Source organism: Providencia rettgeri, from assembly GCF_023205015.1.
GTDB lineage: Bacteria > Pseudomonadota > Gammaproteobacteria > Enterobacterales > Enterobacteriaceae > Providencia > Providencia rettgeri_E.
The window spans coordinates 3,450,162-3,472,010 of the sequence record NZ_CP096258.1 but is presented as its reverse complement, the minus strand read 5'-3'; the positions used below and the strand labels follow the sequence as shown (position 1 = coordinate 3,472,010).

At 43.0% G+C, this 21,849-nt stretch carries 20 protein-coding genes; 11 read left to right on the top strand and 9 right to left on the bottom strand.

Annotated elements, in window-relative coordinates; genetic code table 11:
• The first annotated feature begins 20 nt into the window (after positions 1 to 20).
• The 10 genes from cysN to rpoS all read left to right on the top strand — a co-directional run bounded on the left by cysN (position 21) and on the right by rpoS (position 8,653).
• Entirely contained in the window at positions 21 to 1,463 is a 1,443-nt protein-coding gene (gene cysN, locus M0M83_RS15770) for a sulfate adenylyltransferase subunit CysN (protein ID WP_248466916.1), read from the top strand.
• Between the two features lie 5 nt (positions 1,464 to 1,468).
• Positions 1,469 to 2,077 (top strand): adenylyl-sulfate kinase, encoded by a 609-nt coding sequence (gene cysC / locus M0M83_RS15765; RefSeq protein WP_125893897.1) that lies wholly within the window; start codon positions 1,469 to 1,471, stop codon positions 2,075 to 2,077.
• 160 nt (positions 2,078 to 2,237) lie between these two features.
• Complete coding sequence (ftsB, locus tag M0M83_RS15760; protein WP_004260736.1) at positions 2,238 to 2,525, top strand: cell division protein FtsB; 288 nt, start codon at positions 2,238 to 2,240, stop codon at positions 2,523 to 2,525.
• Positions 2,526 to 2,592: 67 nt separating this feature from the next.
• Entirely contained in the window at positions 2,593 to 3,330 is a 738-nt protein-coding gene (gene ispD, locus M0M83_RS15755; protein WP_248466915.1) for a 2-C-methyl-D-erythritol 4-phosphate cytidylyltransferase, read from the top strand.
• Positions 3,331 to 3,339: 9 nt separating this feature from the next.
• Positions 3,340 to 3,852 (top strand): 2-C-methyl-D-erythritol 2,4-cyclodiphosphate synthase, encoded by a 513-nt coding sequence (ispF, locus tag M0M83_RS15750; RefSeq protein WP_004260732.1) that lies wholly within the window; start codon positions 3,340 to 3,342, stop codon positions 3,850 to 3,852.
• Positions 3,818 to 4,876, top strand: coding sequence for a tRNA pseudouridine(13) synthase TruD (gene truD / locus M0M83_RS15745; RefSeq protein ID WP_248466914.1), 1,059 nt, complete (start codon positions 3,818 to 3,820; stop codon positions 4,874 to 4,876). Before ispF ends, truD begins: the two co-directional genes overlap by 35 nt.
• Positions 4,854 to 5,615 (top strand): 5'/3'-nucleotidase SurE, encoded by a 762-nt coding sequence (surE, locus tag M0M83_RS15740; RefSeq protein WP_125893903.1) that lies wholly within the window; start codon positions 4,854 to 4,856, stop codon positions 5,613 to 5,615. Before truD ends, surE begins: the two co-directional genes overlap by 23 nt.
• Complete coding sequence (locus tag M0M83_RS15735; protein WP_213914309.1) at positions 5,612 to 6,238, top strand: protein-L-isoaspartate(D-aspartate) O-methyltransferase; 627 nt, start codon at positions 5,612 to 5,614, stop codon at positions 6,236 to 6,238. The genes surE and M0M83_RS15735 overlap by 4 nt, the downstream gene beginning before the upstream one ends.
• A gap of 303 nt (positions 6,239 to 6,541) precedes the next feature.
• Positions 6,542 to 7,612: a murein hydrolase activator NlpD gene (gene nlpD, locus M0M83_RS15730; protein ID WP_125893906.1), complete on the top strand. Its 1,071-nt coding sequence runs from the start codon at positions 6,542 to 6,544 to the stop codon at positions 7,610 to 7,612.
• Positions 7,613 to 7,666: 54 nt separating this feature from the next.
• Entirely contained in the window at positions 7,667 to 8,653 is a 987-nt protein-coding gene (rpoS, locus tag M0M83_RS15725) for an RNA polymerase sigma factor RpoS (RefSeq protein WP_125893908.1), read from the top strand.
• Between the two features lie 77 nt (positions 8,654 to 8,730).
• Here rpoS and miaE read toward each other — a convergent pair whose 3' ends face one another.
• The 9 genes from miaE to M0M83_RS15680 all read right to left on the bottom strand — a co-directional run bounded on the left by miaE (position 8,731) and on the right by M0M83_RS15680 (position 21,258).
• On the bottom strand, positions 8,731 to 9,495 hold the full coding sequence (gene miaE, locus M0M83_RS15720) for a tRNA isopentenyl-2-thiomethyl-A-37 hydroxylase MiaE (protein WP_125893910.1): 765 nt from the start codon (positions 9,493 to 9,495) through the stop codon (positions 8,731 to 8,733).
• 1 nt (position 9,496) lies between these two features.
• On the bottom strand, positions 9,497 to 12,064 hold the full coding sequence (gene mutS, locus M0M83_RS15715; RefSeq protein ID WP_213914308.1) for a DNA mismatch repair protein MutS: 2,568 nt from the start codon (positions 12,062 to 12,064) through the stop codon (positions 9,497 to 9,499).
• A 647-nt stretch (positions 12,065 to 12,711) separates the two neighbouring features.
• A complete protein-coding gene (locus M0M83_RS15710) occupies positions 12,712 to 13,308 on the bottom strand; it encodes a hypothetical protein (RefSeq protein ID WP_248466912.1) in 597 nt (198 codons plus the stop codon).
• A gap of 10 nt (positions 13,309 to 13,318) precedes the next feature.
• Positions 13,319 to 14,194 carry an RHS repeat-associated core domain-containing protein gene (locus M0M83_RS15705; protein ID WP_248466910.1) on the bottom strand — a complete coding sequence of 292 codons (876 nt, stop codon included), beginning with the start codon at positions 14,192 to 14,194 and terminating at the stop codon, positions 13,319 to 13,321.
• A gap of 113 nt (positions 14,195 to 14,307) precedes the next feature.
• A complete protein-coding gene (locus M0M83_RS15700) occupies positions 14,308 to 14,904 on the bottom strand; it encodes a hypothetical protein (RefSeq protein ID WP_125893949.1) in 597 nt (198 codons plus the stop codon).
• Between the two features lie 10 nt (positions 14,905 to 14,914).
• Complete coding sequence (locus M0M83_RS15695; RefSeq protein WP_248466908.1) at positions 14,915 to 15,790, bottom strand: RHS repeat-associated core domain-containing protein; 876 nt, start codon at positions 15,788 to 15,790, stop codon at positions 14,915 to 14,917.
• Between the two features lie 113 nt (positions 15,791 to 15,903).
• Positions 15,904 to 16,500 carry a hypothetical protein gene (locus M0M83_RS15690; RefSeq protein ID WP_125893949.1) on the bottom strand — a complete coding sequence of 199 codons (597 nt, stop codon included), beginning with the start codon at positions 16,498 to 16,500 and terminating at the stop codon, positions 15,904 to 15,906.
• Between the two features lie 10 nt (positions 16,501 to 16,510).
• Positions 16,511 to 20,821, bottom strand: coding sequence for an RHS repeat-associated core domain-containing protein (locus M0M83_RS15685; protein WP_248466906.1), 4,311 nt, complete (start codon positions 20,819 to 20,821; stop codon positions 16,511 to 16,513).
• Between the two features lie 5 nt (positions 20,822 to 20,826).
• A complete protein-coding gene (locus M0M83_RS15680) occupies positions 20,827 to 21,258 on the bottom strand; it encodes a DcrB-related protein (RefSeq protein WP_248466905.1) in 432 nt (143 codons plus the stop codon).
• A 183-nt stretch (positions 21,259 to 21,441) separates the two neighbouring features.
• Here M0M83_RS15680 and M0M83_RS15675 point away from each other — a divergent pair, with 183 nt between their 5' ends.
• Positions 21,442 to 21,756 (top strand): hypothetical protein, encoded by a 315-nt coding sequence (locus M0M83_RS15675; protein WP_319863620.1) that lies wholly within the window; start codon positions 21,442 to 21,444, stop codon positions 21,754 to 21,756.
• Positions 21,757 to 21,849 lie beyond the last annotated feature (93 nt).

Genomic DNA, 21,849 nt, shown 5'->3' with positions numbered 1-21,849 from the left:
GCAAAGTCAGGAGAAAAATCATGGCACAAGCCGTTTATAATGAATCAATCGCTCATCAAATTGAACAGCAAGGTGGTGTAGAGCCTTATTTATTGGCGCAGCAACAAAAAGGATTATTGCGTTTTTTAACCTGTGGCAATGTGGATGATGGTAAAAGCACCTTAATCGGCCGTTTACTGCATGATACTCGCCAAATATACCAAGATCAGCTGTCAACTCTGCAAAGTGACAGTAAGCGGATAGGGACTCAAGGGGAAAAGCTTGATCTTGCTTTGCTGGTGGATGGCCTTGCTGCTGAACGTGAGCAGGGGATCACAATCGATGTAGCTTATCGTTATTTTTCAACAGAAAAGCGCAAGTTTATTATTGCGGATACCCCCGGCCATGAGCAATATACGCGCAATATGGCGACAGGCGCATCAACTTGCTCACTTTCTATTTTGTTGATCGATGCTCGAAAAGGGGTACAGGAGCAAACGCGTCGACATAGTTTTATTAGCACATTACTTGGGATCCGCCATCTTATTGTTGCTGTCAATAAAATGGATCTAGTGGATTACAGTGAAACCACTTTTGACAAAATAAAGCAGGATTACCAAAAGTTTGCGACGGAATTGCCGGTTGATTTAAAGGTATGGTTTGTCCCTATTTCAGCCCTTGATGGCGATAACATTGTGAATGCTAGCGATAATTTTAAGTGGTATCAAGGTGATACATTATTATCGATATTGGAAAATGTCCAAGTGGAACAAAAAGCCTCGGAGCAAGCTTTGCGTTTCCCTGTGCAATATGTGAACCGCCCAAATTTAGACTTTCGTGGATACAGCGGAACATTATCATCAGGGGTTGTGGCAGTGGGACAAAAGGTCAAAGTATTGCCATCCGGTGCCACCTCAGCAATCAAAGAAATTGTGACATTTTCAGGGTTACAAGATTTTGCGGTGCCAGGGGAAGCGATTACATTAGTGCTTGAGGATGAAATTGATATTAGTCGTGGCGACTTGATTGTCGCACAAGATGAAATCTTACAAAGCACACAGCATGCCTCTGTCGATGTGGTATGGATGTCTGAACAGTCGTTAGTTCAAGGCCAGCAACTGGATATTAAAATTGCAGGAAAACGCAGTCGGGCAAAAGTGGAAAATATTCAATATCAAATTGATATCAATAATTTAACGCAGAAAGTGGCGACAGAGCTGCCGTTGAATGGGATTGGTTTAGTGGAATTTTCCTTTGATGAACCATTGTTACTGGAAAACTATCAACGCAATGCAGACACAGGCGGAATGATTTTTATTGATAGACTCACCAATGTGACTGTCGGAGCGGGCTTAGTCCGTGAAACACAAACCCCTGTCTTTGAACAACCCAGCGATTTTAGTGAATTTGAAATTGAGCTAAATAAATTAGTTCGCCGCCATTTCCCACATTGGGGTGCGCGCGATGTATTGGGTGGGAAATAGCACGGATGACAAAAGAAAACCATATTGTTTGGCATCAACACGCAGTAACTCGCCAGTTACGTGAGAGTAATAATGGCCACAAAGGTGCCGTGTTGTGGTTCACGGGGTTATCAGGTTCAGGAAAGTCAACATTGGCGGGGGCAATAGAGCACCAACTTACGTCCATGGGAATGAAAACCTATTTACTGGATGGCGATAATATTCGCCATGGTTTATGCGGCGACTTAGGGTTTAATGAGGCTGATAGGCAAGAAAATATCCGTCGAGTGGGGGAGGTGGCGAAGCTAATGGTTGATGCAGGGTTAATTGTTGCTACTGCCTTTATTTCACCTTTTCAAGACGATAGGCAGAAAGTCCGTGACTTATTTGAACCCGATCAATTTTTTGAGTTGTACGTGGATACCCCGGTAAGTATTTGTGAACAGCGAGACCCTAAAGGGTTATATCAACAAGCGCGGGAAGGGAAAATTAAACAATTCACCGGAATTGACTCCCCTTATGAAGAACCGCAACACCCTGAGCTGCATCTGGATGGGCAGCAACCGATTTCGGATTCCCTTTCCCAAATTATTGCGCTTTTATTGCGCAATCATGTCATTCAACTAGATTATTAATACAGCTTAAATACCCCCTTTATTTTATCCGATGGTAAAATAAGGCGGTATTTTGCGGATCAAAAACCGACTTAATCTGACTTTTTATCACAATTTTAGTATCACAGTAGCGTCAATCGTTGAGTTATGGGATGATTAGCAAATCATTTCAGGGGGCAAAATGGGTAAATTAACGCTACTATTAATTGCGATATTAGCTTGGTTACAGTATTCCTTATGGTTAGGCAAAAATGGCATACATGACTACGTACAAGTCAAAGATGATGTCGCTGCTCAGGAAATTGTAAATTCGCGCTTAAAAATGCGTAATGAACAGCTATTCGCTGAAATCAATGACTTAAATGATGGCCAAGATGCGATTGAAGAACGAGCTCGAACTGAGCTTGGGATGATCAAACCCGGAGAGTCATTTTATCGAATGGTTAAAGAAAGTAATAACCAGAAATAGACATAATAATATGATGTCAAAATAGTGTACCCATTAGCCTGATAATTTCTGATGTAAGAATTCAATAATGACAAATCCAAACCATGCCCCACAAAACAATCTCCCGCAAATTGTTGCATTGATCCCTGCGGCTGGGGTCGGTAGCCGTATGAATGCAGAGTGTCCAAAACAATATTTGCAGGTTGCAGGTAAAACAATCATTGAACACACCATAAGCGCATTGCTTGAAAATGATAAAGTGCAAGAGATTGTGGTTGCTTTAAGTGCGGAAGACGATTATTTTCAGCAACTTGCAATTGCTAATGACCCTCGTGTGACGACGGTTATTGGTGGCAAAGAGCGTGCCGATTCAGTATTAGCAGGTCTGGATTTTTTAATCACTAACCCCAACTTTTCAGATTGCTGGGTATTAGTACATGATGCCGCGCGCCCCTGCCTTCATCAATCAGATTTAAATGAAATTATTCAATTAGCAGCGGAACAAAATTGTTGTGGTGGGATCCTCGCTGCCCCAGTGCGTGATACCATGAAACGCAGCTCAACAGCCAGTCAATTAATTGACCATACCGTTGAACGTGAAGCGTTATGGCATGCGCTCACACCACAATTTTTTCCGTTAGCATTATTACGGGATTGTCTAAGTAAAGCCTTGAAAGAAAACGCGGTGATCACCGATGAAGCTTCTGCGCTAGAGTATTGCGGTCACCAACCAGTGTTAGTTGCAGGCCGCGCTGATAATTTAAAAGTGACGCGCCCAGAAGACCTCACTTTAGCGGAATTTTATCTTTCAAGAATGAACAATTAAGGAAAAAAAATGAGAATCGGACACGGTTTTGACGTACACAAATTTGGTGGCGAAGGCCCTATCATCATTGGTGGCGTGCGTATCCCTTATGAACAAGGTTTACTTGCGCACTCTGACGGTGATGTGGTATTGCATGCGTTAACCGATGCAATTCTCGGCGCAGCTGCATTAGGGGATATCGGTAAATTATTCCCTGATACTGACCCTGCCTATAAAGGGGCGGATAGCCGAGTACTATTGAGAGACGCATTTTGCCATGTACGTGCCAAAGGGTATCGCATTGGGAATATTGATATTACCATCATGGCTCAGGCGCCAAAAATGTTGCCACACATAGCTCAAATGCGTGTGAATATTGCCGAAGACCTAGAGTGTCACATGGATGATGTCAATGCGAAAGCGACCACGACAGAACAATTAGGTTTTGTGGGTCGTAAAGAAGGCATTGCCTGTGCTGCGGTTGTTCTTTTAATAAAAGATAATAGTAATGAAAGTAATGAATGTTCAGTACCTGCATGGTAAGCCATTATCTTCTGGCACATTAAAAAGTGTCCCAGAAGATTTTATCGTCAAAGAAGACTTGGGCTTTGAGCTAGATGGCGAAGGCGAACATGTCATGGTTCGCGTGGAAAAAACAGGCTGCAATACGGTGTTCGTTGCGGAACAACTTGCAAAGTTTGCTAAAATTTCAGCCAGAGCTGTCAGTTACGCAGGTTTAAAAGACAGGCACGCTGTGACGGAGCAATGGTTCTGTTTGCAAATGCCAGGTAAAGAAACGCCTGTTTTTTCAACATGGCAGCTAGAAGGCTGCCGAATACTGGCAGTCACCAGACAAAAACGTAAATTACGTATTGGTTCCTTGAAAGGAAACCAGTTCGAAATAACCTTGCGTGATATTTCGGATGCGAAAGATGTCGAACAACGTTTACACAAAGTTGCATTATCAGGGGTACCTAATTACTTCGGTGAACAACGTTTTGGACGTGACGGGCAAAATTTAACGCAAGCGTTGCGTTGGGCAAACCAAGAAATCAACGTGCGTGAACGCAACAAGCGTAGCTTCTATCTTTCTGCTGCGCGTAGTGCCATGTTTAATCATGTGGCAAGTGAACGTATTGCAAATAATACTGCCCAACACGTGATGTTAGGTGATGCATTGCAATTAACGGGCAGAGGGAGTTGGTTTGTCGCGACACAAGATGAGTTTGCTACATTGCAACCTCGCTTAGAGTCCAACGAGTTAAGCATTACCGCGCCATTACCCGGTGATGGTGCGTTGGGAACTCAGGATGAAGCTCAGGCATTTGAAACTCAGTGTTTAGCGGATTACCAACCCTTTATCTCTTTAATGCAGCGCGAACGAGTTTCTTCAGCTAGAAGGGCGATAGTTGTTAAGCCACAAGACTTACAGTGGGAATGGTTGGATGACTCGACGGTAAAACTGAATTTTTTCTTAAACTCGGGTTGTTTTGCAACCAGTGTTGTGAGAGAAATTATTAATCAAAATGGGCAGGATAATGTCGATGCTAAAGATTTTATTGAGTAATGACGACGGGGTAAATGCGCCGGGAATTCAAACTCTTGCAGCTGCACTACGCCAATATTATCATGTTCAGGTGATTGCGCCTGATCGCAATCGTAGTGGGGCATCGAACGCATTAACATTAGATAAACCACTTAAAATTCAAACACTAAGTAATGGCGACCTTGCTGTACAGGAAGGCACACCAACAGATTGTGTCTATATTGGGGTGAATAAAGTGGTGCGCCCACGTCCTGATATTGTTGTATCTGGTATCAACTGTGGCCCTAATTTAGGGGATGATGTTATTTACTCAGGCACGGTTGCAGCGGCAACAGAAGGCCGCCATTTAGGTTTACCGTCAATTGCGGTATCGTTAGATGGGGAAACGCATTATGAAAGTGCGGCTAAAGTGACATGCGAGATCCTCGCTCTTTTGCAGACGAACCCATTGCGAGCAGGGAATATTTTAAATATTAATGTGCCTGATATCCCATACGAAGAAATTAAAGGTATCAAAGTCACTCGCTGTGGTAGTCGTCATGCCGCTTCTGAGGTATATAGCCTAGAGGACCCGAAAGGGAATACATTGTATTGGTTAGGTCCCGTTGGGGAAATTCGTGATGCCAGTCCTGGAACGGATTTTGAAGCCGTGAAAAATGGGTATGTTTCAATCACCCCATTACAAGTTGACCTAACCGCTTATAAAGCACACTCATTAGTGGAAGAGTGGCTTGAAAAATCAGGAGTGTCAGTAAAATGAATACAGGGCTCATGAAAGAACTTTTGGCTCAATTACGCCAACAGGGAATTCACGATGAGCGCCTATTAGATGCCATTTCACTCGTTCCGCGGGAACGGTTTGTGGATGAAGCGCTCTCCCATAAAGCCTATGATAATATCCCATTACCTATTGGTCATGGGCAAACTATTTCACAGCCGTATATTGTTGCTAAAATGACGGCACTATTGGCTTTAGCACCGGATGATCACGTTCTCGAGATAGGGACAGGCTCAGGGTATCAAACTGCAGTATTGGCACACTTGGTTAAGCATGTTTTTTCTGTTGAGCGGGTAAAAAGCTTGCAGTGGGCCGCAAAGCGGCGCCTGAAACAGCTTGATTTACATAATATTTCAACACGCCATGGTGATGGTTGGGAAGGTTGGCAATCAAAAGGGCCTTTTGATGCCATCATAGTTACTGCGGCACCAACAGAAATACCAACTCTACTATTGGGGCAATTAAAAGATGGTGGGCGAATGGTTTTACCTGTCGGTGATAAAGAACAAGCGCTGAAGCTAATTACTCGACGTGGTAATGATTACCATACGAATTTTATTGAAAAAGTTCGTTTTGTCCCATTGGTTGCCGGTGACCTCCTTTAACCTATTTACAATGGTATTTAAAAAAATGATTATAAAAATAATCGATTTAAATTAAATATCATTGTAAAGGTTTCATTAACGCAAATAGCAGTAAAACTATTCCAAATATGATATTTTACCCAGCTGAATTCGAGGGAATAGCTTAAACTGTTAGTCATTTTCTCAAATTGTTATATTTTTAATATATTTAACTTGTTCACTATTTTGTATTTCTGCTTTAATAAGTGAAATATTTTATGATAACTCTATTGCTGACATTATTTTGAATTGTCACGTCAGATTTTTCTTCACGGGAGAAGAAGCATGAAAATTGTTAGCCCTATAAGCAGAATTCGATGGGCCGTCATCTTTTCATTTAGCGGAGCGCTATTGGCAGGTTGTTCTACACCGTATCATACAGCAGCACCTATTTCGAGTGTGAATGATAGCCAATCTAGCCAGCCAACGGTGCAAAGGACGACACCGGCCTCGTCACCAAATACGGGTATGAGCACGGCAATGCCATCGTCTCGTCCAAATTTATCAAGTAATACAAATACTCAGCCTGTAAGCCGCAGTTCAGCACCGGTAACAACTAATGGTGAAGGGCGCATAGTATACAACCGTGACTATGGCAGTATTCCAAAAGGCAGTTATAGCGGTAATAGTTATACGGTCCAGCGTGGTGATACATTATTCTATATTGCATACTTAACCGGTAATGATTTCCGTGAGTTAGCATCGAGAAACAATATTCCAGAACCTTACAGTCTAAATGTAGGGCAGGTTATTAATATTGGTAACACAAATGTGAACTCGAACACTCAATTAGCGGCAAATTCATCAAATAGTCATCAGCAAGCGGTTGATCTTCGAACAACTAATGAGTATCCTGCAAACAGTGGTGGTCAAAATTCAGGTAAGATGTTGCCTAATAATAAGAAACCTGCGACACAGGCTTCAACGACAACAACAACCTCGACAACAACCGCTTCTACTGCAGTCAGCAGTACAAATAATTCGTCAATAAAATGGCGTTGGCCAGCAGAAGGGAAAATGATTGAAGGTTTCTCTGATGCTCAAGGCGGGAACAAAGGGGTAGATATCGCTGGTTCTCGTGGTCAAGCTGTGCTTGCTGCTGCGCCAGGAAAAGTCGTTTACGCAGGTAATGCTTTGCGTGGATACGGAAATCTAATAATTATAAAACATAACGATGACTACTTAAGTGCTTATGCTCACAACGATACATTGCTTGTGCGTGATCAGCAGGACGTCACTGCGGGTCAAAAAATAGCCACTATGGGTAGTACTGGAACTAGTTCGGTTAGACTACACTTTGAAATTCGTTACAAGGGAAAATCAGTAAACCCGTTGCGCTATTTGCCGCAGCGATAAACTGGGTAGAGTGTTTTGGCATTCTACCCGCATTATCTAGGGTAGGAGTCACTGATGAGCCAAAGTTCGCTGAAAGTTAACGAGTTATACAATGACCTCGATGAAAGTAATTTAAATGACACTTTTGATGAGAGTCAGTTTAAAGAAGAGGATCTGGTTACTGAGCTAGATGACGAAATGGATTTACTCCAGAACACAAGTCAGCGTGTTCTGGATGCCACTCAAATTTATCTTAGTGAAATTGGGTTCTCACCACTCCTTACAGCAGAAGAAGAAGTTTTCTATGCAAGACGTGCATTGCGTGGTGATATCGCATCACGACAGCGTATGATAGAAAGCAACCTTCGTCTCGTTGTAAAAATATCACGCCGCTATAATAATCGAGGCCTTGCATTACTCGATTTGATAGAAGAAGGAAATCTTGGGCTAATTCGTGCCGTTGAAAAGTTTGATCCAGAAAAGGGGTTTCGCTTTTCAACATATGCAACGTGGTGGATCCGTCAAACGATCGAACGCGCTATCATGAATCAAACTCGAACTATTCGCCTTCCTATTCATATCGTTAAAGAACTCAATATTTACCTCCGTACTGCACGTGAATTAGCCCAGAAGTTGGACCATGAGCCAAGCCCTGAAGAGATCGCTGAGCAGCTAGATAAACCTGTCGAAGATGTCAGTAGGATGTTACGTTTAAATGAACGTATCACATCTGTTGATACGCCAATTGCAGGGGACTCAGAGAAATCTTTGCTTGAGGTATTGTCTGATGATAATGATTCAGGTCCAGAAAATACAATTCAAGATAATGACTTAAAAGAAAATATTGTTAAGTGGTTGTATGAATTGAACCCAAAACAAAGGGAGGTTTTAGCACGACGTTTTGGGCTTTTAGGCTATGAAGCGGAAACTCTAGAAGAAGTTGGCCGTGAAATAGGGTTAACAAGAGAACGTGTTCGCCAGATCCAAGTCGAAGGTTTAAAGCGATTGAAAGATATTTTACATGGAGAAGAGCTGACCTTAGAGTCGATATTTAATATGTAGATGTTGATTCGATAGTTAAAAACCCCTATAAGCTAATGTTTATAGGGGTTTTTGTATGTAAAGAATAGAGAGTGAGCTTAATTAATGGGAACACCACTGTGAAATTTAAAATCGTCATCCGGTGTTGAAATTAATTCAGCTTCAATAATGCCAAAATAATTAACTCGTTCAGTAATATCTTGTTTGCTAATTAATTGTGCTAAGTGCAAATAATCTTGATAGTGGCGAGCTTCTGAGCGTAATAATGAAATATAAAAATTTGCAAGCTGCTCATCAAGAAATGGGGCTAATTTAGCAAAACGCTCACAAGAACGTGCTTCGATATAAGCTCCAATAATTAGTTTATCAACTAAGGTTTTTGGATCATGGGGGTCGACATGGCTCAACAACCCTTTAGCATAACGGCCTGCAGTGATGCCATCGTATGGAATATTACGTTCATGCATAATCTCTAGAACTTGGTAAAAATGATGAAGTTCCTCTTTGATTAGCAGGACCATTTTATCAATTAAATCTTGACTATAAGGTGATTGTTTTTTTGCCAATATTTGTTTAGAAACCTGATTTTTGTTTCTTAATGTATGGATGTCACCAACCCTATCATAAGCAAATGATTCATAAGGTTTAAACCATTCAAGTAGCACTGCAGCACTGTCTTTATCGACAGCATACTTGCGAATTAAAAACATCGCACTTTGCGCGGCCTTTAACTCGCATAATAAATGGTCTTTTAAGATAATGGGCAAGTTTTCAGGCAAACTCGCTTTTTTTACCCACGCATCAGGCGTTTCACATTGCAGAAACTGCCTGATTGGTGCGAGTAACTGTGCATACTCATCCATGTTAGTTATCCATATCTTTTAACCGATAAATCCAATCTAGGGCTTGGCGTGGAGTGAGTTTATCTGGATCAATTTCAGCTAGAGCCGTTAATACTGGTGATGGCTCGACATCTTCTGTGGTTAAAAAGCTCAGTTGTGCGCTATCCACATGGCTCGCATTGGCATTGTTTGAGATAACTTCAAGTTCTCTAAGTTTTTGTTTTGCCCGTTTAATCACATCCTTTGGTACACCGGCAAGAGAAGCGACAGCAAGGCCATAGCTTTTGCTAGCGGCACCGTCTTGAACGTTATGCATAAAAGCAATGGTATCACCGTGTTCAATAGCATCGAGATGGATATTGACCGCACCTTCGAGTTTCTCAGGGAGTGTTGTTAATTCAAAGTAATGGGTTGCAAATAATGTCATTGCCTTGATTTTATTCACTAAATTCTCAGCGCAAGCCCAAGCAAGAGAAAGACCATCATAGGTTGAAGTCCCGCGACCAATCTCATCCATTAGCACTAAGCTATTCTCTGTTGCATTATGAAGAATATTAGCGGTTTCTGTCATTTCCACCATGAATGTTGAACGGCCAGATGCAAGGTCATCCGAGGCGCCGACACGGGTGAAAATGCGATCGACTGGGCCTATCACTGCTTTGCTGGCAGGGACGAAACTACCGATATACGCTAACAGGGTAATCAATGCGGTTTGGCGCATATAGGTACTTTTACCGCCCATGTTTGGGCCTGTGATGATCAATAAACGACGTTGCGGTGACAGCGATAATGGGTTGGAAATAAACGGTTCGCTAAGCACTTGTTCTACTACAGGGTGGCGACCCTCGGTAATTTGAATACCCGGTTTCTCAGTCAGTTGTGGGCAAGCGTAGCCTAGAGTTTGTGCTCTTTCCGCAAGGTTGGCTAGGACATCTAGCTCAGCGAGTGCTTCAGCACTGGTTTGCAACGCAGCAAGATGAGGTAATAGCATATCAAACAGCTCATCATACAGCGCTTTTTCAATAGCGAGTGCTTTTCCTTTTGATGTCAATACCTTATCTTCATACTCTTTGAGTTCAGGAATAATATAGCGTTCCGCATTTTTTAACGTTTGGCGACGGACGTAATGGATAGGCGTTAAATGGCTTTGACCGCGGCTAACTTGAATATAGTAGCCATGAACTGCGTTATAACCGACTTTTAGGGTATCGATCCCCAGCTTTTCTCTTTCACGAATTTCGAGTCTATCGAGGTAGTCGGTTGCCCCATCAGCAAGAGCGCGCCATTCATCGAGTTCACTATTATAACCCGGGGCGATAACACCGCCATCGCGTACCAACACAGGTGGCGCATCAATAATCGCTTTTTCAAGTAAGTCTTGTAACTTATCAAATTGACCAATACGATTTTGAAGAGCTTGTAAATACGAACAACTTGATTGGCTTAGTATTTGATGAATATCTTGGTATTGCTGGAATGCGTAACGCATACGAGTTAAGTCGCGTGGGCGTGCGGAACGTAGTGCTAAGCGTGCTAATACACGTTCTAAATCCCCTATTTGGCGCAAAAATGGTTGCAATTCAAAACCGCATTCTTGCAATGCACTAATAGCTTGTTGGCGGTTATTTAATACTTGAATATTACGCAATGGGGTATGTAGCCAACGTTTTAGCATACGGCTACCCATTGGGGTCACACACATATCTAAAATGGCGGCAAGTGTGTTTTCTGTACCACCGGCAAGGTTTTGCGTGATTTCTAAATTGCGACGAGTCGCTGCATCCAAAATGACATTATCATTTTGTTTTTCCATCACAATACTGCGAATATGGGGCAGTGAAGTACGCTGAGTATCTTTTACATATTGCAATAGGCAACCTGCGGCTCTGAGCGCTTTATGGGCATCTTCAACCCCAAAACCGATTAAATCTTTCGTGCCAAACTGTAAACCGAGCTGTTGTTTTGCAGTATCAAGCTCATATTCCCATAATGGGCGGCGACGTAAGCCTTTATTGTGTTCAATTAATGCCATACTGCCGAAATCTTCGGGGTATAGAAGTTCAGCAGGTCGGGTGCGTTGCAGTTCGGCTTGTAATGCCTCTTCGTCGGCAATTTCACTAATAATAAAGCGACCGGAGGTAATATCTAATGTTGCGAAACCAAAACCTTGTTGGTCTTGCCATACCGCGGCTAAAAGGTTGTCTTGCCTTTCATTTAATAGGGCTTCATCGGTAATGGTGCCTGGTGTCACAATGCGTACTACTTGGCGCTCAACTGGCCCTTTACTGGTCGCTGGGTCGCCAATTTGCTCACAAATGGCGACGGATTCACCCATTTGTACTAATTTAGCTAAGTAACCCTCTGCAGCATGGTGAGGAACACCCGCCATAGGGATCGGCTGCCCTGCGGATTGACCTCGCTTGGTGAGGGAAATATCTAACAGTTGAGACGCTTTTTTAGCATCATCAAAAAACAGTTCGTAGAAGTCACCCATGCGATAAAACAGCAGTATGTCTGAATGTTGTGCTTTTAGTTTTAGATACTGCTGCATCATTGGTGTGTGGGATTCGAAACTTTGCTTATCAGTCATAATGTTGTCTGTTCTAACGTATTGAGTTAACTAAATTCTGTGAGGTGTTCAGAGACTAAAATACCACAGATCGTCTCAAATGAGAGTAGGCAAACGTGTTAGCCATGGATTTCTCTATGGTATTACGTTGAGGTTATCGGGAGCAACGTGCATTTGGTGATAAAGTGTCTGAAATATGTATTAGTGATACAAAGGTAAAATTGATGACTAAAAATGAAATTTATGTAGGCATGTTGTTCTGGATTTTACCTCATATAAGGAATATGCAAATTCAAGATAAAAATCTAGACTGTAGGATAAGTCTTATTACTATGAATCTGAACTCGTGCGAGAAATTGATGGTTGAGGCGCTAAGGTTCAAGTGGGCAATGTATTCATTTTTTGTTTCCTTAATGCGATCTTAATGAATATAACAAACACGTAATAGGCGAAACTAGCGAGATATTGGTTAGCAATGATAATGTTTAAATCACGGCTGTATTTTGACACAAAAAGACCCCAGTAATTGGTAGCCCAATTATTGGGGATCACTTCAGCAATAGGTTTAGCGTTTACTTGTATTGATATCCTGTTCTTGCAGCAATCGCAGCCCTTGCCAGACAAAATGGGTTTCGTGCTGGGTAAAAATGCTATTGTTTTAGAAAAAACTAAGGCTTAGCAACAAAATAAGCAAAGGCATGATTTGTTAAATAGCGACCATCTGTTCCGTCATAAGTCTTTGCAGCATCTGGCCAAGCAAAGAAACGGGTCTCAGGCTTCGCACTTAATTCTCCTGTTTCACGATCTATCAGATAAACCTTTTGGGCTCCTTTTTTGAATATTTTCCAAACGGTTTTAACGAATACATCTGTTTCAGGATCGTTTTCAGGGAAATAGGATGCCGTCAAGCGACCATTCATTATGCAACCTTTAGCATAGCCAGCTTCCTTTGAGTGCTGGTATTGAATTAGTCCTCTTCCTATAGGATTACCCATATAACCAGAACCTGTTGGGAAAGGTTTCACATCATTTTCAATATACTCCGCTTGGCTGACTATACTTTCATCTGAAATTACTACTATTGAATTTAGTTTATCATAGCAAAGTGCAATTGAATTTTTCATGGGGGGAAACGGCGAATCCCAAGGATGAAAATCAATAAAATAAATGTCGGGAAAACTTTCTCTTAATTTAAGTGAAAACTCTTGCTCATCCTTTTTTGTCATGAAAATCTCGATGGTTAGCATTTTATTTTTTGGTGACATATATTTTGCCTTATCGTTGAGTTACCGTGCCAGCAACCATATTATCGGTGTTCAATGCACCAGGCTGCAACGTATTACCTTTAGGAACAGTAATAACAACTGCATTTGGATTTTGTTGGGTTATTCTGACCGCATTATCCCATTCACGTTGCGTCATTCCATTTACATTGCCTTTGTCTACCGTCTGAACATACACTGTGCGACCTTTGGCATCAGTAAACGTCATATCAGTATAAGACCCACCTTTACGGCCTGTAACGGCTGGGTTTAGTGGTTTTAAGTACGTTTCAGGCCTTTCAGCCCCATTTAAAGCATTTCGTCCACCATCAGTATGAGTAACTGCGCCATTATTGTCCCGGATGAATTGATCTCGAACATCATCCATGTGTGATTTAGTCGCTGCATTACCACGTCGGCATAATCCCCAAGGATCAATCCATCCCAGAGTGTTAGGTGCATACTGATACAGATTTATCCTACCCAATAATCCAATTGGGTCAGGCATGATAAAACGGCCTATTTGTGGGTCGTAGAATCTGAAGGTATTAAAATGCAATCCTGTTTCAGTGTCAAAATACTGTCCGGCATAGCGTAAGTTCTGCTCAAAGGACTCCATTTTGCGCTCTGGGTCAGAGTAGAAACTCAATGGGCTACTGCGAACAAAACCAAAGCGTTCATATTTCCCTGACCACACCGTATTGCCTTGTGCATTGGTGACGTCGAGTGGGGCACTATTAATGTCGCAGTGGTGCCAGTAATATCGGTATCCAGATTGCTTCACGATGACGGCGAGTGGGGTATAGCTGCCGTGATCTTCGTAGCAATAGGTGTGGTGTTTACTGGTATTGATATCCTGCTCTTGCAGCAACCGCAGCCCTTGCCACACAAAATGGGTTTCGTGTCGGGTAAAAATGCTATTGTTTTAGAAAAAACTAAGGTAGAGAAAACTTCTCTTCCTTAGTTAACTATGACGTTTTATCATTGCCAGCAATATTTAAACTAAGGCTTAGCAACAAAATAAGCAAAGGCATGATTTGTTAAATAGCGACCATCTGTTCCGTCATAAGTCTTTGCAGCATCAGGCCAAGCAAAGAAACGGGTCTCAGGCTTCGTATTTAATTCTCCTGTTTCAGGATCTATCAGATAAACTTTTTTGGCACCTTTTTTAAATATTTTCCAAACCGATTTAACGAATATGTCTGTTTCAGGATCAGTTTCAGGGAAATAAGAAGCATCAATACTTCCATTCGATAACCCCCCTTTTGCATAATCAGCTTCTTTTGAATGCAAGAATTTTATTAATCCCTTACCTATTGAAGCGCCGGTATAACATGAGCCACTTGAGCTTTGTTTAACCAAATATTTGCTATAACTATCTAAATCAATAATATTTTCATTTAAAATAGTAACCATAGAGTTCAACGCAGCATAGCAAGAAGAAATTGAGTCTTTAAGTTGCGGTTGAGGAGTGCTCCAAGGGTGATTGTCAATGAACTTTATACCATTGAACGATGAGATAAGCGCTAAAGAAAAATCAGCCTCATCTTTTTTGGTCATGAATGTTTCAATTGCAACCACTTTATTTTTTGGTGGCATATACTATACCTTATCGTTGAGTCACGGTCCCAGGGACCATATTATCTGTATTTAGTGCTCCCGGCTGTAAAGTGTTACCTTTAGGTACGGTTATGACGATTGCATTTGGGTTTTGTTGGGTTATGCGAACAGCATTATCCCATTCTCGTTGAGTCATTCCGTTTATATTACCTTTATCTACCGTCTGAATATAAACGGTACGACCTTTAGCATCGGTAAACGTCATATCTGTATAAGAACCACCTTTGCGACCGGTTTTGGCAGGGTCTAATGGTTTTAAATAGGTTTCGGGTTGTTCTGCGCCACTCACCGCATCTCGCCCCCCTCGTGTATGACTAACAGAATCGAAATTATCTCTCTTAAACTGATCCCGCACATCATCCATATGTGATTTAGTCGCTGCATTACCACGTCGGCATAATCCCCAAGGATCAATCCATCCCAGAGTGTTAGGTGCATACTGATACAGATTTATCCCACCCAATAATCCAATTGGGTCAGGCATGATAAATCGCCCTATCTGTGGGTCGTAGAATCTAAAGGTATTAAAATGCAATCCTGTTTCAGTGTCAAAATACTGTCCGGCATAGCGTAAGTTCTGCTCAAAGGACTCCATTTTGCGTTCTGGGTCAGAGTAGAAACTCAACGGGCTGCTGCGAACAAAACCAAAGCGTTCATATTTCCCTGACCACACCGTATTGCCTTGTGCATTGGTGACGTCGAGTGGGGCACTATTAATGTCGCAGTGGTGCCAGTAATATCGGTATCCAGATTGCTTCACGATGACGGCGAGTGGGGTATAGCTGCCGTGATCTTCGTAGCAATAGGTGTGGTGTTTACTGGTATTGATATCCTGCTCTTGCAGCAACCGCAGCCCTTGCCACACAAAATGGGTTTCGTGTCGGGTAAAAATGCTATTGTTTTAGAAAAAACTAAGGTAGAGAAAACTTCTCTTCCTTAGTTAACTATGACGTTTTATCATTGCCAGCAATATTTAAACTAAGGCTTAGCAACAAAATAAGCAAAGGCATGATTTGTTAAATAGCGACCATCTGTTCCGTCATAAGTCTTTGCAGCATCAGGCCAAGCAAAGAAACGGGTCTCAGGCTTCGTATTTAATTCTCCTGTTTCAGGATCTATCAGATAAACTTTTTTGGCACCTTTTTTAAATATTTTCCAAACCGATTTAACGAATATGTCTGTTTCAGGATCAGTTTCAGGGAAATAAGAAGCATCAATACTTCCATTCGATAACCCCCCTTTTGCATAATCAGCTTCTTTTGAATGCAAGAATTTTATTAATCCCTTACCTATTGAAGCGCCGGTATAACATGAGCCACTTGAGCTTTGTTTAACCAAATATTTGCTATAACTATCTAAATCAATAATATTTTCATTTAAAATAGTAACCATAGAGTTCAACGCAGCATAGCAAGAAGAAATTGAGTCTTTAAGTTGCGGTTGAGGAGTGCTCCAAGGGTGATTGTCAATGAACTTTATACCATTGAACGATGAGATAAGCGCTAAAGAAAAATCAGCCTCATCTTTTTTGGTCATGAATGTTTCAATTGCAACCACTTTATTTTTTGGTGGCATATACTATACCTTATCGTTGAGTCACGGTCCCAGGGACCATATTATCTGTATTTAGTGCTCCCGGCTGTAAAGTGTTACCTTTAGGTACGGTTATGACGATTGCATTTGGGTTTTGTTGGGTTATGCGAACAGCATTATCCCATTCTCGTTGAGTCATTCCGTTTATATTACCTTTATCTACCGTCTGAATATAAACGGTACGACCTTTAGCATCGGTAAACGTCATATCTGTATAAGAACCACCTTTGCGACCGGTTTTGGCAGGGTCTAATGGTTTTAAATAGGTTTCGGGTTGTTCTGCGCCACTCACCGCATCTCGCCCCCCTCGTGTATGACTAACAGAATCGAAATTATCTCTCTTAAACTGATCCCGCACATCATCCATATGTGATTTAGTCGCTGCATTACCACGTCGGCATAATCCCCAAGGATCAATCCATCCCAGAGTGTTAGGTGCATACTGATACAGATTTATCCCACCCAATAATCCAATTGGGTCAGGCATGATAAATCGCCCTATCTGTGGGTCGTAGAATCTAAAGGTATTAAAATGCAATCCTGTTTCAGTGTCAAAATACTGTCCGGCATAGCGTAAGTTCTGCTCAAAGGACTCCATTTTGCGTTCTGGGTCAGAGTAGAAACTCAACGGGCTGCTGCGAACAAAACCAAAGCGTTCATATTTCCCTGACCACACCGTATTACCTTGTTCGTTGGTGACGTCGAGTGGGGCACTGTTAATGTCGCTGTGGTGCCAGTAATAACGGTAGCCTGCGGATTGCTTCACGATAACGGCGAGTGGGGTATAGCTGCCGTGTTCTTCGTAGCAATAGGTTTGGTGTTTACCGGTATTGATATCCTGCTCTTGCAGCAATCGCAGCCCTTGCCAGACAAAATGAGTTTCGTGGCGTGTTAGCTTGCCATGAGCCCGTGATTCGACCACTTTATGAATACGGCGACCCAGTGCATCGTAGTGATACTGGGCTTTCATGTCACTGGTCTGGGCGATAATTAAACGGTTATCCCCATCATACTGATAAGTTTGTTTGGCTTGGTTAGGGTGTCCGCGTGAAATCACGTTACCATAGGCATCATGGCGATATTGCCAGCCTTGGAATTGAAGTAGCCTATCCCCTTGTGGGCTTAGATCTGGCGTTTGAGCTTCGATTTCTGATTGAGGACGCTCTAACAGATTATCCGCACGGTCATAGAACAGCATTGCATCCATGTTTTCGCCACTGGCGACTTTTTTCAGTCGCTGTTCCGAGTCATACAGGTATTCCACCCAGCCCCGATAATGGTCTTCCATCGCGCCAAGGTTATCTTGTTCGTCATAGAACCATTTTCGTGATGAGGCAATGCCGTTGAGTGGATGCTGTTTATCGCGTGAGCTGAAGGTGCTTATCGTCCGCCCCAGTTTATCGTACTGTCGATATTGTGTCAGAGTACCTTGGGTACGGCTGATTTCACGGTGCAGGTTATCGCGTTCAAATTCGGTGATTAAGTGCGGTGTACCCTCAACAAGGTGATTGATGGCAGTCGCATGCCCTGAACCGTAATAGAGCCAGTTGAGGCTGTCACCTTGAGGTAACGTCAGACGGCTCAGGTTATTGAGTTCATCGTAAGCAAATTCGACGATATCATCGCCCGTTTGCTCACGGGTAATACGCCCAAGGGCATCGTAGGTGAAGTGAACTCGGTTCGCTTGCAAGCCCATTTCAAGGCCGAGTTGATTCGGTTGCCTCGACGCCACCAATAAGCGGTTTAGGCTATCCCACTGGTATTGATAGCTATCGGTGAAGGTTTCCCGTTTAGCAAGGTTGCCAGCGGGGTCATACTGCAACAACACCGTGCGAGCAGGGGAAGGGAACACGCGGTCGCCTAGGCGAGTTTCCTCGGCTAAACGTCCGAAACTGTTATAGCGATATTGCAGTAGCGTATCATCCGGTCGGGTTTCCTCGACGAGCCGGCCTTCGGCATCACGGTTAAGTTGGTAGCGTCCGCCATTGGCATTTTCAATTGAAATTAATGCCCCCTCAGCATTGTAATGGTAATGGATATGCCGAGCGAGTTTATCAATTTCCGTTGTGACGCGACCGAAGGCGTTGTATTGCCATTGACGCGGGGTATTGTCATTGCGTTGGTGATGGGTGAGGAGCCCCGCGGCATTCCAAGCCAGTTGAACTGTGGACTCATCGGGTAACACGATGCGGGTGACACGCCCAGCCTCATCGTACAGGTACTCGGTGGCCTCCTGCAAGGCGTTGGTTTGAGAAACAACACGCCCCTCATCATAACGCCAAATATGTTGTTTACCTGAGCAGTCGAGGTGACGCAATATTTGCCCCCGCTTTGTCCAAAGAAACTCGCTGCGGCCTTGTTTGGCATCGATACGAGCGGTTGGTCGAAGCGTGGTTTTAAAGTCATAGCGGTATTCAGTGGTTTGCCCCAGAGGAGAAATTTCTTTGATTAATCGCCCAAAGCGGTCATAGTCTAAACGGGATTCAGTGCCATCAGGCCAAAAGACGGTGATAAGGCGTTCGCGTTCATTTTGATATTGCCAGCGGGTTTGGTTGCCATTACCATCAGTTAAACTGAGTAATCGTCCGAGCTCATCCCACTCACTGGTTTGCGTATGTCCTTCGGCGTTGCGACAGCCACACGGTAGTTCGAATTCATCCCACAGGAGTTCGGTTTGGATGCCTGTACGGTCAGTATACTGAATAATCTGATAGTCATCATTGAGTTGCCAACAGGCAGTTGTGCCGTCCTGCCAATACGCGGTTCGTGTGAGGTTGATATCATCGTATTCGAGGCGGTAACGTTCCCCTTCACTGGTCCTGTTTTCAATCACACGCCACACGTTATCGTCGGTGAATTCCCAGCGGTATTCACTGCGTAAACCATATTTATCGGTATGCCACGCCATGATGCCAGCGTCTGTCCAGCCAAATTGGCGGTAAGGGTGGTCAGTGTGCTGTTCGACACGCACCAATTGAGCGTGCTCGTTATAAAAATAAGCACATTGCCGACGACGTACTTGATTGGCGTTCATCTGATACACGGCAGTGAGGCGTGATACTGTGGTCTCTTCAAGCTCAAAGGATTGATATTCACAAGTGATATTCAGGTCACCGCAACCGGTAATTTGGATCAGTTGATGCTGCTCATTGTAGTGGAAACGCTGCTCGTTACTCACATTATCAACAATATGGCTTAATCGACTTTGACCTTCGTTATCAAAAGGGAGGTAATGGTAACGTAGCTCACCCGCATCCTGAAACGTCCAACTGTCATCATCATTATGGATTATCCACCCTTGGGCAGCCTCACAAAAGCTACGGTACCCGAGTGGAATATCTGGAAATGGGAGGATATCCCCCGACAGGTTTTGCCAAACAAAGCCGTCTTCAGTTTTAATTAATCGGCTTTCCCAAAAGAAGCTCCAGCCTCGACCGAGTACGCCGTCATAACAATAACTACTTAAATAATTGCGTTGCCAGTAAAGCGGTAATTCAGACTCATAGGTAAAATCCAGCTCCTCTTCACCGTTTAATACTTTTTGCCCACCAATGACTTCGACGGGACGTAACAGGATGCCCAAAGCGGGTATTCCCATCCCCAAACCTGCAATCACCTTGCCGTAACGGCAAAAGAAGCGGCCTATTTTGGCACTGCCTGGTAATTTGTTCCATAACTTCGCTATTGCCCCGAGGCCTTTCGCTGTGCCAGCACCAAAGCTCAAAAAGCCGGCGAATAACATAGTGAGGTCAGAGGCGGTGGTGAGCAAATAGGGAATTTCAGGCTCAATATTTTCGGTTGCTTGCGTACCGCCGCCAATTCTGACATTGGGGGAGCCTTCCATCACTGTGGCATCACAGGTGGTTTTATCACCGACCCGAGAAGCGGGAAACCCATTGATGTACACCGAGCCGGAGCCTTCGGCCATTTGACGCAGGCTATTTTCTTTGTCACAGTTGACCTGACTGCGCGTGGACATGGCGGCGGGTTTACCATTAATGCGAACATTGTGAGAGCCAGTTTTGATTTCTCCACAGGGACTTAACGATTTAGACCCCGTTTCAACACATTTATCCCGAACCCATTCTGCCAGTAGCCCCGTGCCATAGCCTACCGCCAGTGAAGCACCAATGGCAAGCACGCCCACCCCAATACAGCTTGCAGCAATACCGACACCCATTAAGACACCGGAAACGACTGCTCCTCCAATGGCGATAGCGGCACCTAATACCGTCCCGACGAGCATTCCCCACATTGATTTGGAGTGACCGATAATGTCCCCGACTCTGGCGGCTTCAGGCATGGCGATTACCCTCTTGGTTGAAAGCTAAGTAGGAGAGTATTCATCCATGCCCATTGCTCATCGTTAAAGGCGTTAGGCGAGGACATTGTAAAAATCAGGGTTTGGGTATCACTGAAAGGGTAAACGGCTTGAATTTGATAGACTTGTTGCTTTTTGTTCGGACGGTAGCGTGAACTGATAAGGTAGCCGTGAATACCATCGTGTCCCAGTACTGAGGGCTTTTCTTCAAGGAGTTGCCAATCTTTCAAGGAGTGTTGCAAAAGTTGCTTTTGGCGAACAACATAGTCATCAAAGGTTTCATCAGCGGGTTTGTCATCCCGAGAAATGTTAACTGCATTGCCAGTGGGGGAAATTAGGATATTGACGGTTTGTTCCTTGTAGCCCTCAGGTAGAATGACACTACCTTCGGAAAAAATACAACGCGTTTCGTGACTCATTCAAATTCCCTTTTATCGTTGGCAATATATTTATGACTATCTTGGTTGGAAAACAAAGATGCTTTACTGCACATTGTTTGAGTTGGTAAATATTTTGAATATAAATATATTGTCAAATTAAGATAAGGTAAATTAGGTTTTGTCTTATCCTAAATTTTATGTATCTAACTTCAGAGGAACGTGATGAGGCGTTACTGTTTTTGTAGTGGCATAGTTAATTTTATCTCCCATTTGATGGATGTGGGCGTCAAGATAATTAGCAAAATGCCATTAATTATTGAATATCGACAAGCGTATAAAACTGCCAAAGTGGGGAGCCGTTCTTTTGAGATAGGTACAGGATTGCAATATTTACCCAGCAAGATGAAGTGGGCATGTTTAGCCAATGGATACAATTATGATATTAAAGGCCGCCAGTTAGCTATCTTAGAGCAAGAATTCAAGAAATATGGAATTAGCACTGATTTACTATCTGTATTAAGTGATTCTAATATATAAAAAATATTTAATGTTGATAAGTATTATTTTAATGTTATATGGATAGCATCAGAGCCATATCTGAAGAGAAAAATCTAACTTCGAGCTTTATGT

Excerpts from the sequence above, each read along its gene's own strand:
- ispF (WP_004260732.1), top strand. The coding sequence starts at position 3,340 with ATGAGAATCGGACACGGTTTTGACGTACACAAATTTGGTGGCGAAGGC.
- M0M83_RS15710 (WP_248466912.1), bottom strand. The coding sequence starts at position 13,308 with ATGTCACCAAAAAATAAAATGCTAACCATCGAGATTTTCATGACAAAA.
- M0M83_RS15675 (WP_319863620.1), top strand. The coding sequence starts at position 21,442 with ATGAGGCGTTACTGTTTTTGTAGTGGCATAGTTAATTTTATCTCCCAT.
- M0M83_RS15690 (WP_125893949.1), bottom strand. The coding sequence starts at position 16,500 with ATGCCACCAAAAAATAAAGTGGTTGCAATTGAAACATTCATGACCAAA.
- ispD (WP_248466915.1), top strand. The coding sequence starts at position 2,593 with ATGACAAATCCAAACCATGCCCCACAAAACAATCTCCCGCAAATTGTT.
- surE (WP_125893903.1), top strand. The coding sequence starts at position 4,854 with ATGCTAAAGATTTTATTGAGTAATGACGACGGGGTAAATGCGCCGGGA.
- cysN (WP_248466916.1), top strand. The coding sequence starts at position 21 with ATGGCACAAGCCGTTTATAATGAATCAATCGCTCATCAAATTGAACAG.
- M0M83_RS15700 (WP_125893949.1), bottom strand. The coding sequence starts at position 14,904 with ATGCCACCAAAAAATAAAGTGGTTGCAATTGAAACATTCATGACCAAA.
- truD (WP_248466914.1), top strand. The coding sequence starts at position 3,818 with ATGAAAGTAATGAATGTTCAGTACCTGCATGGTAAGCCATTATCTTCT.
- rpoS (WP_125893908.1), top strand. The coding sequence starts at position 7,667 with ATGAGCCAAAGTTCGCTGAAAGTTAACGAGTTATACAATGACCTCGAT.
- M0M83_RS15685 (WP_248466906.1), bottom strand. The coding sequence starts at position 20,821 with ATGCCTGAAGCCGCCAGAGTCGGGGACATTATCGGTCACTCCAAATCA.
- M0M83_RS15680 (WP_248466905.1), bottom strand. The coding sequence starts at position 21,258 with ATGAGTCACGAAACGCGTTGTATTTTTTCCGAAGGTAGTGTCATTCTA.
- M0M83_RS15735 (WP_213914309.1), top strand. The coding sequence starts at position 5,612 with ATGAATACAGGGCTCATGAAAGAACTTTTGGCTCAATTACGCCAACAG.
- ftsB (WP_004260736.1), top strand. The coding sequence starts at position 2,238 with ATGGGTAAATTAACGCTACTATTAATTGCGATATTAGCTTGGTTACAG.
- miaE (WP_125893910.1), bottom strand. The coding sequence starts at position 9,495 with ATGGATGAGTATGCACAGTTACTCGCACCAATCAGGCAGTTTCTGCAA.
- cysC (WP_125893897.1), top strand. The coding sequence starts at position 1,469 with ATGACAAAAGAAAACCATATTGTTTGGCATCAACACGCAGTAACTCGC.
- mutS (WP_213914308.1), bottom strand. The coding sequence starts at position 12,064 with ATGACTGATAAGCAAAGTTTCGAATCCCACACACCAATGATGCAGCAG.
- nlpD (WP_125893906.1), top strand. The coding sequence starts at position 6,542 with ATGAAAATTGTTAGCCCTATAAGCAGAATTCGATGGGCCGTCATCTTT.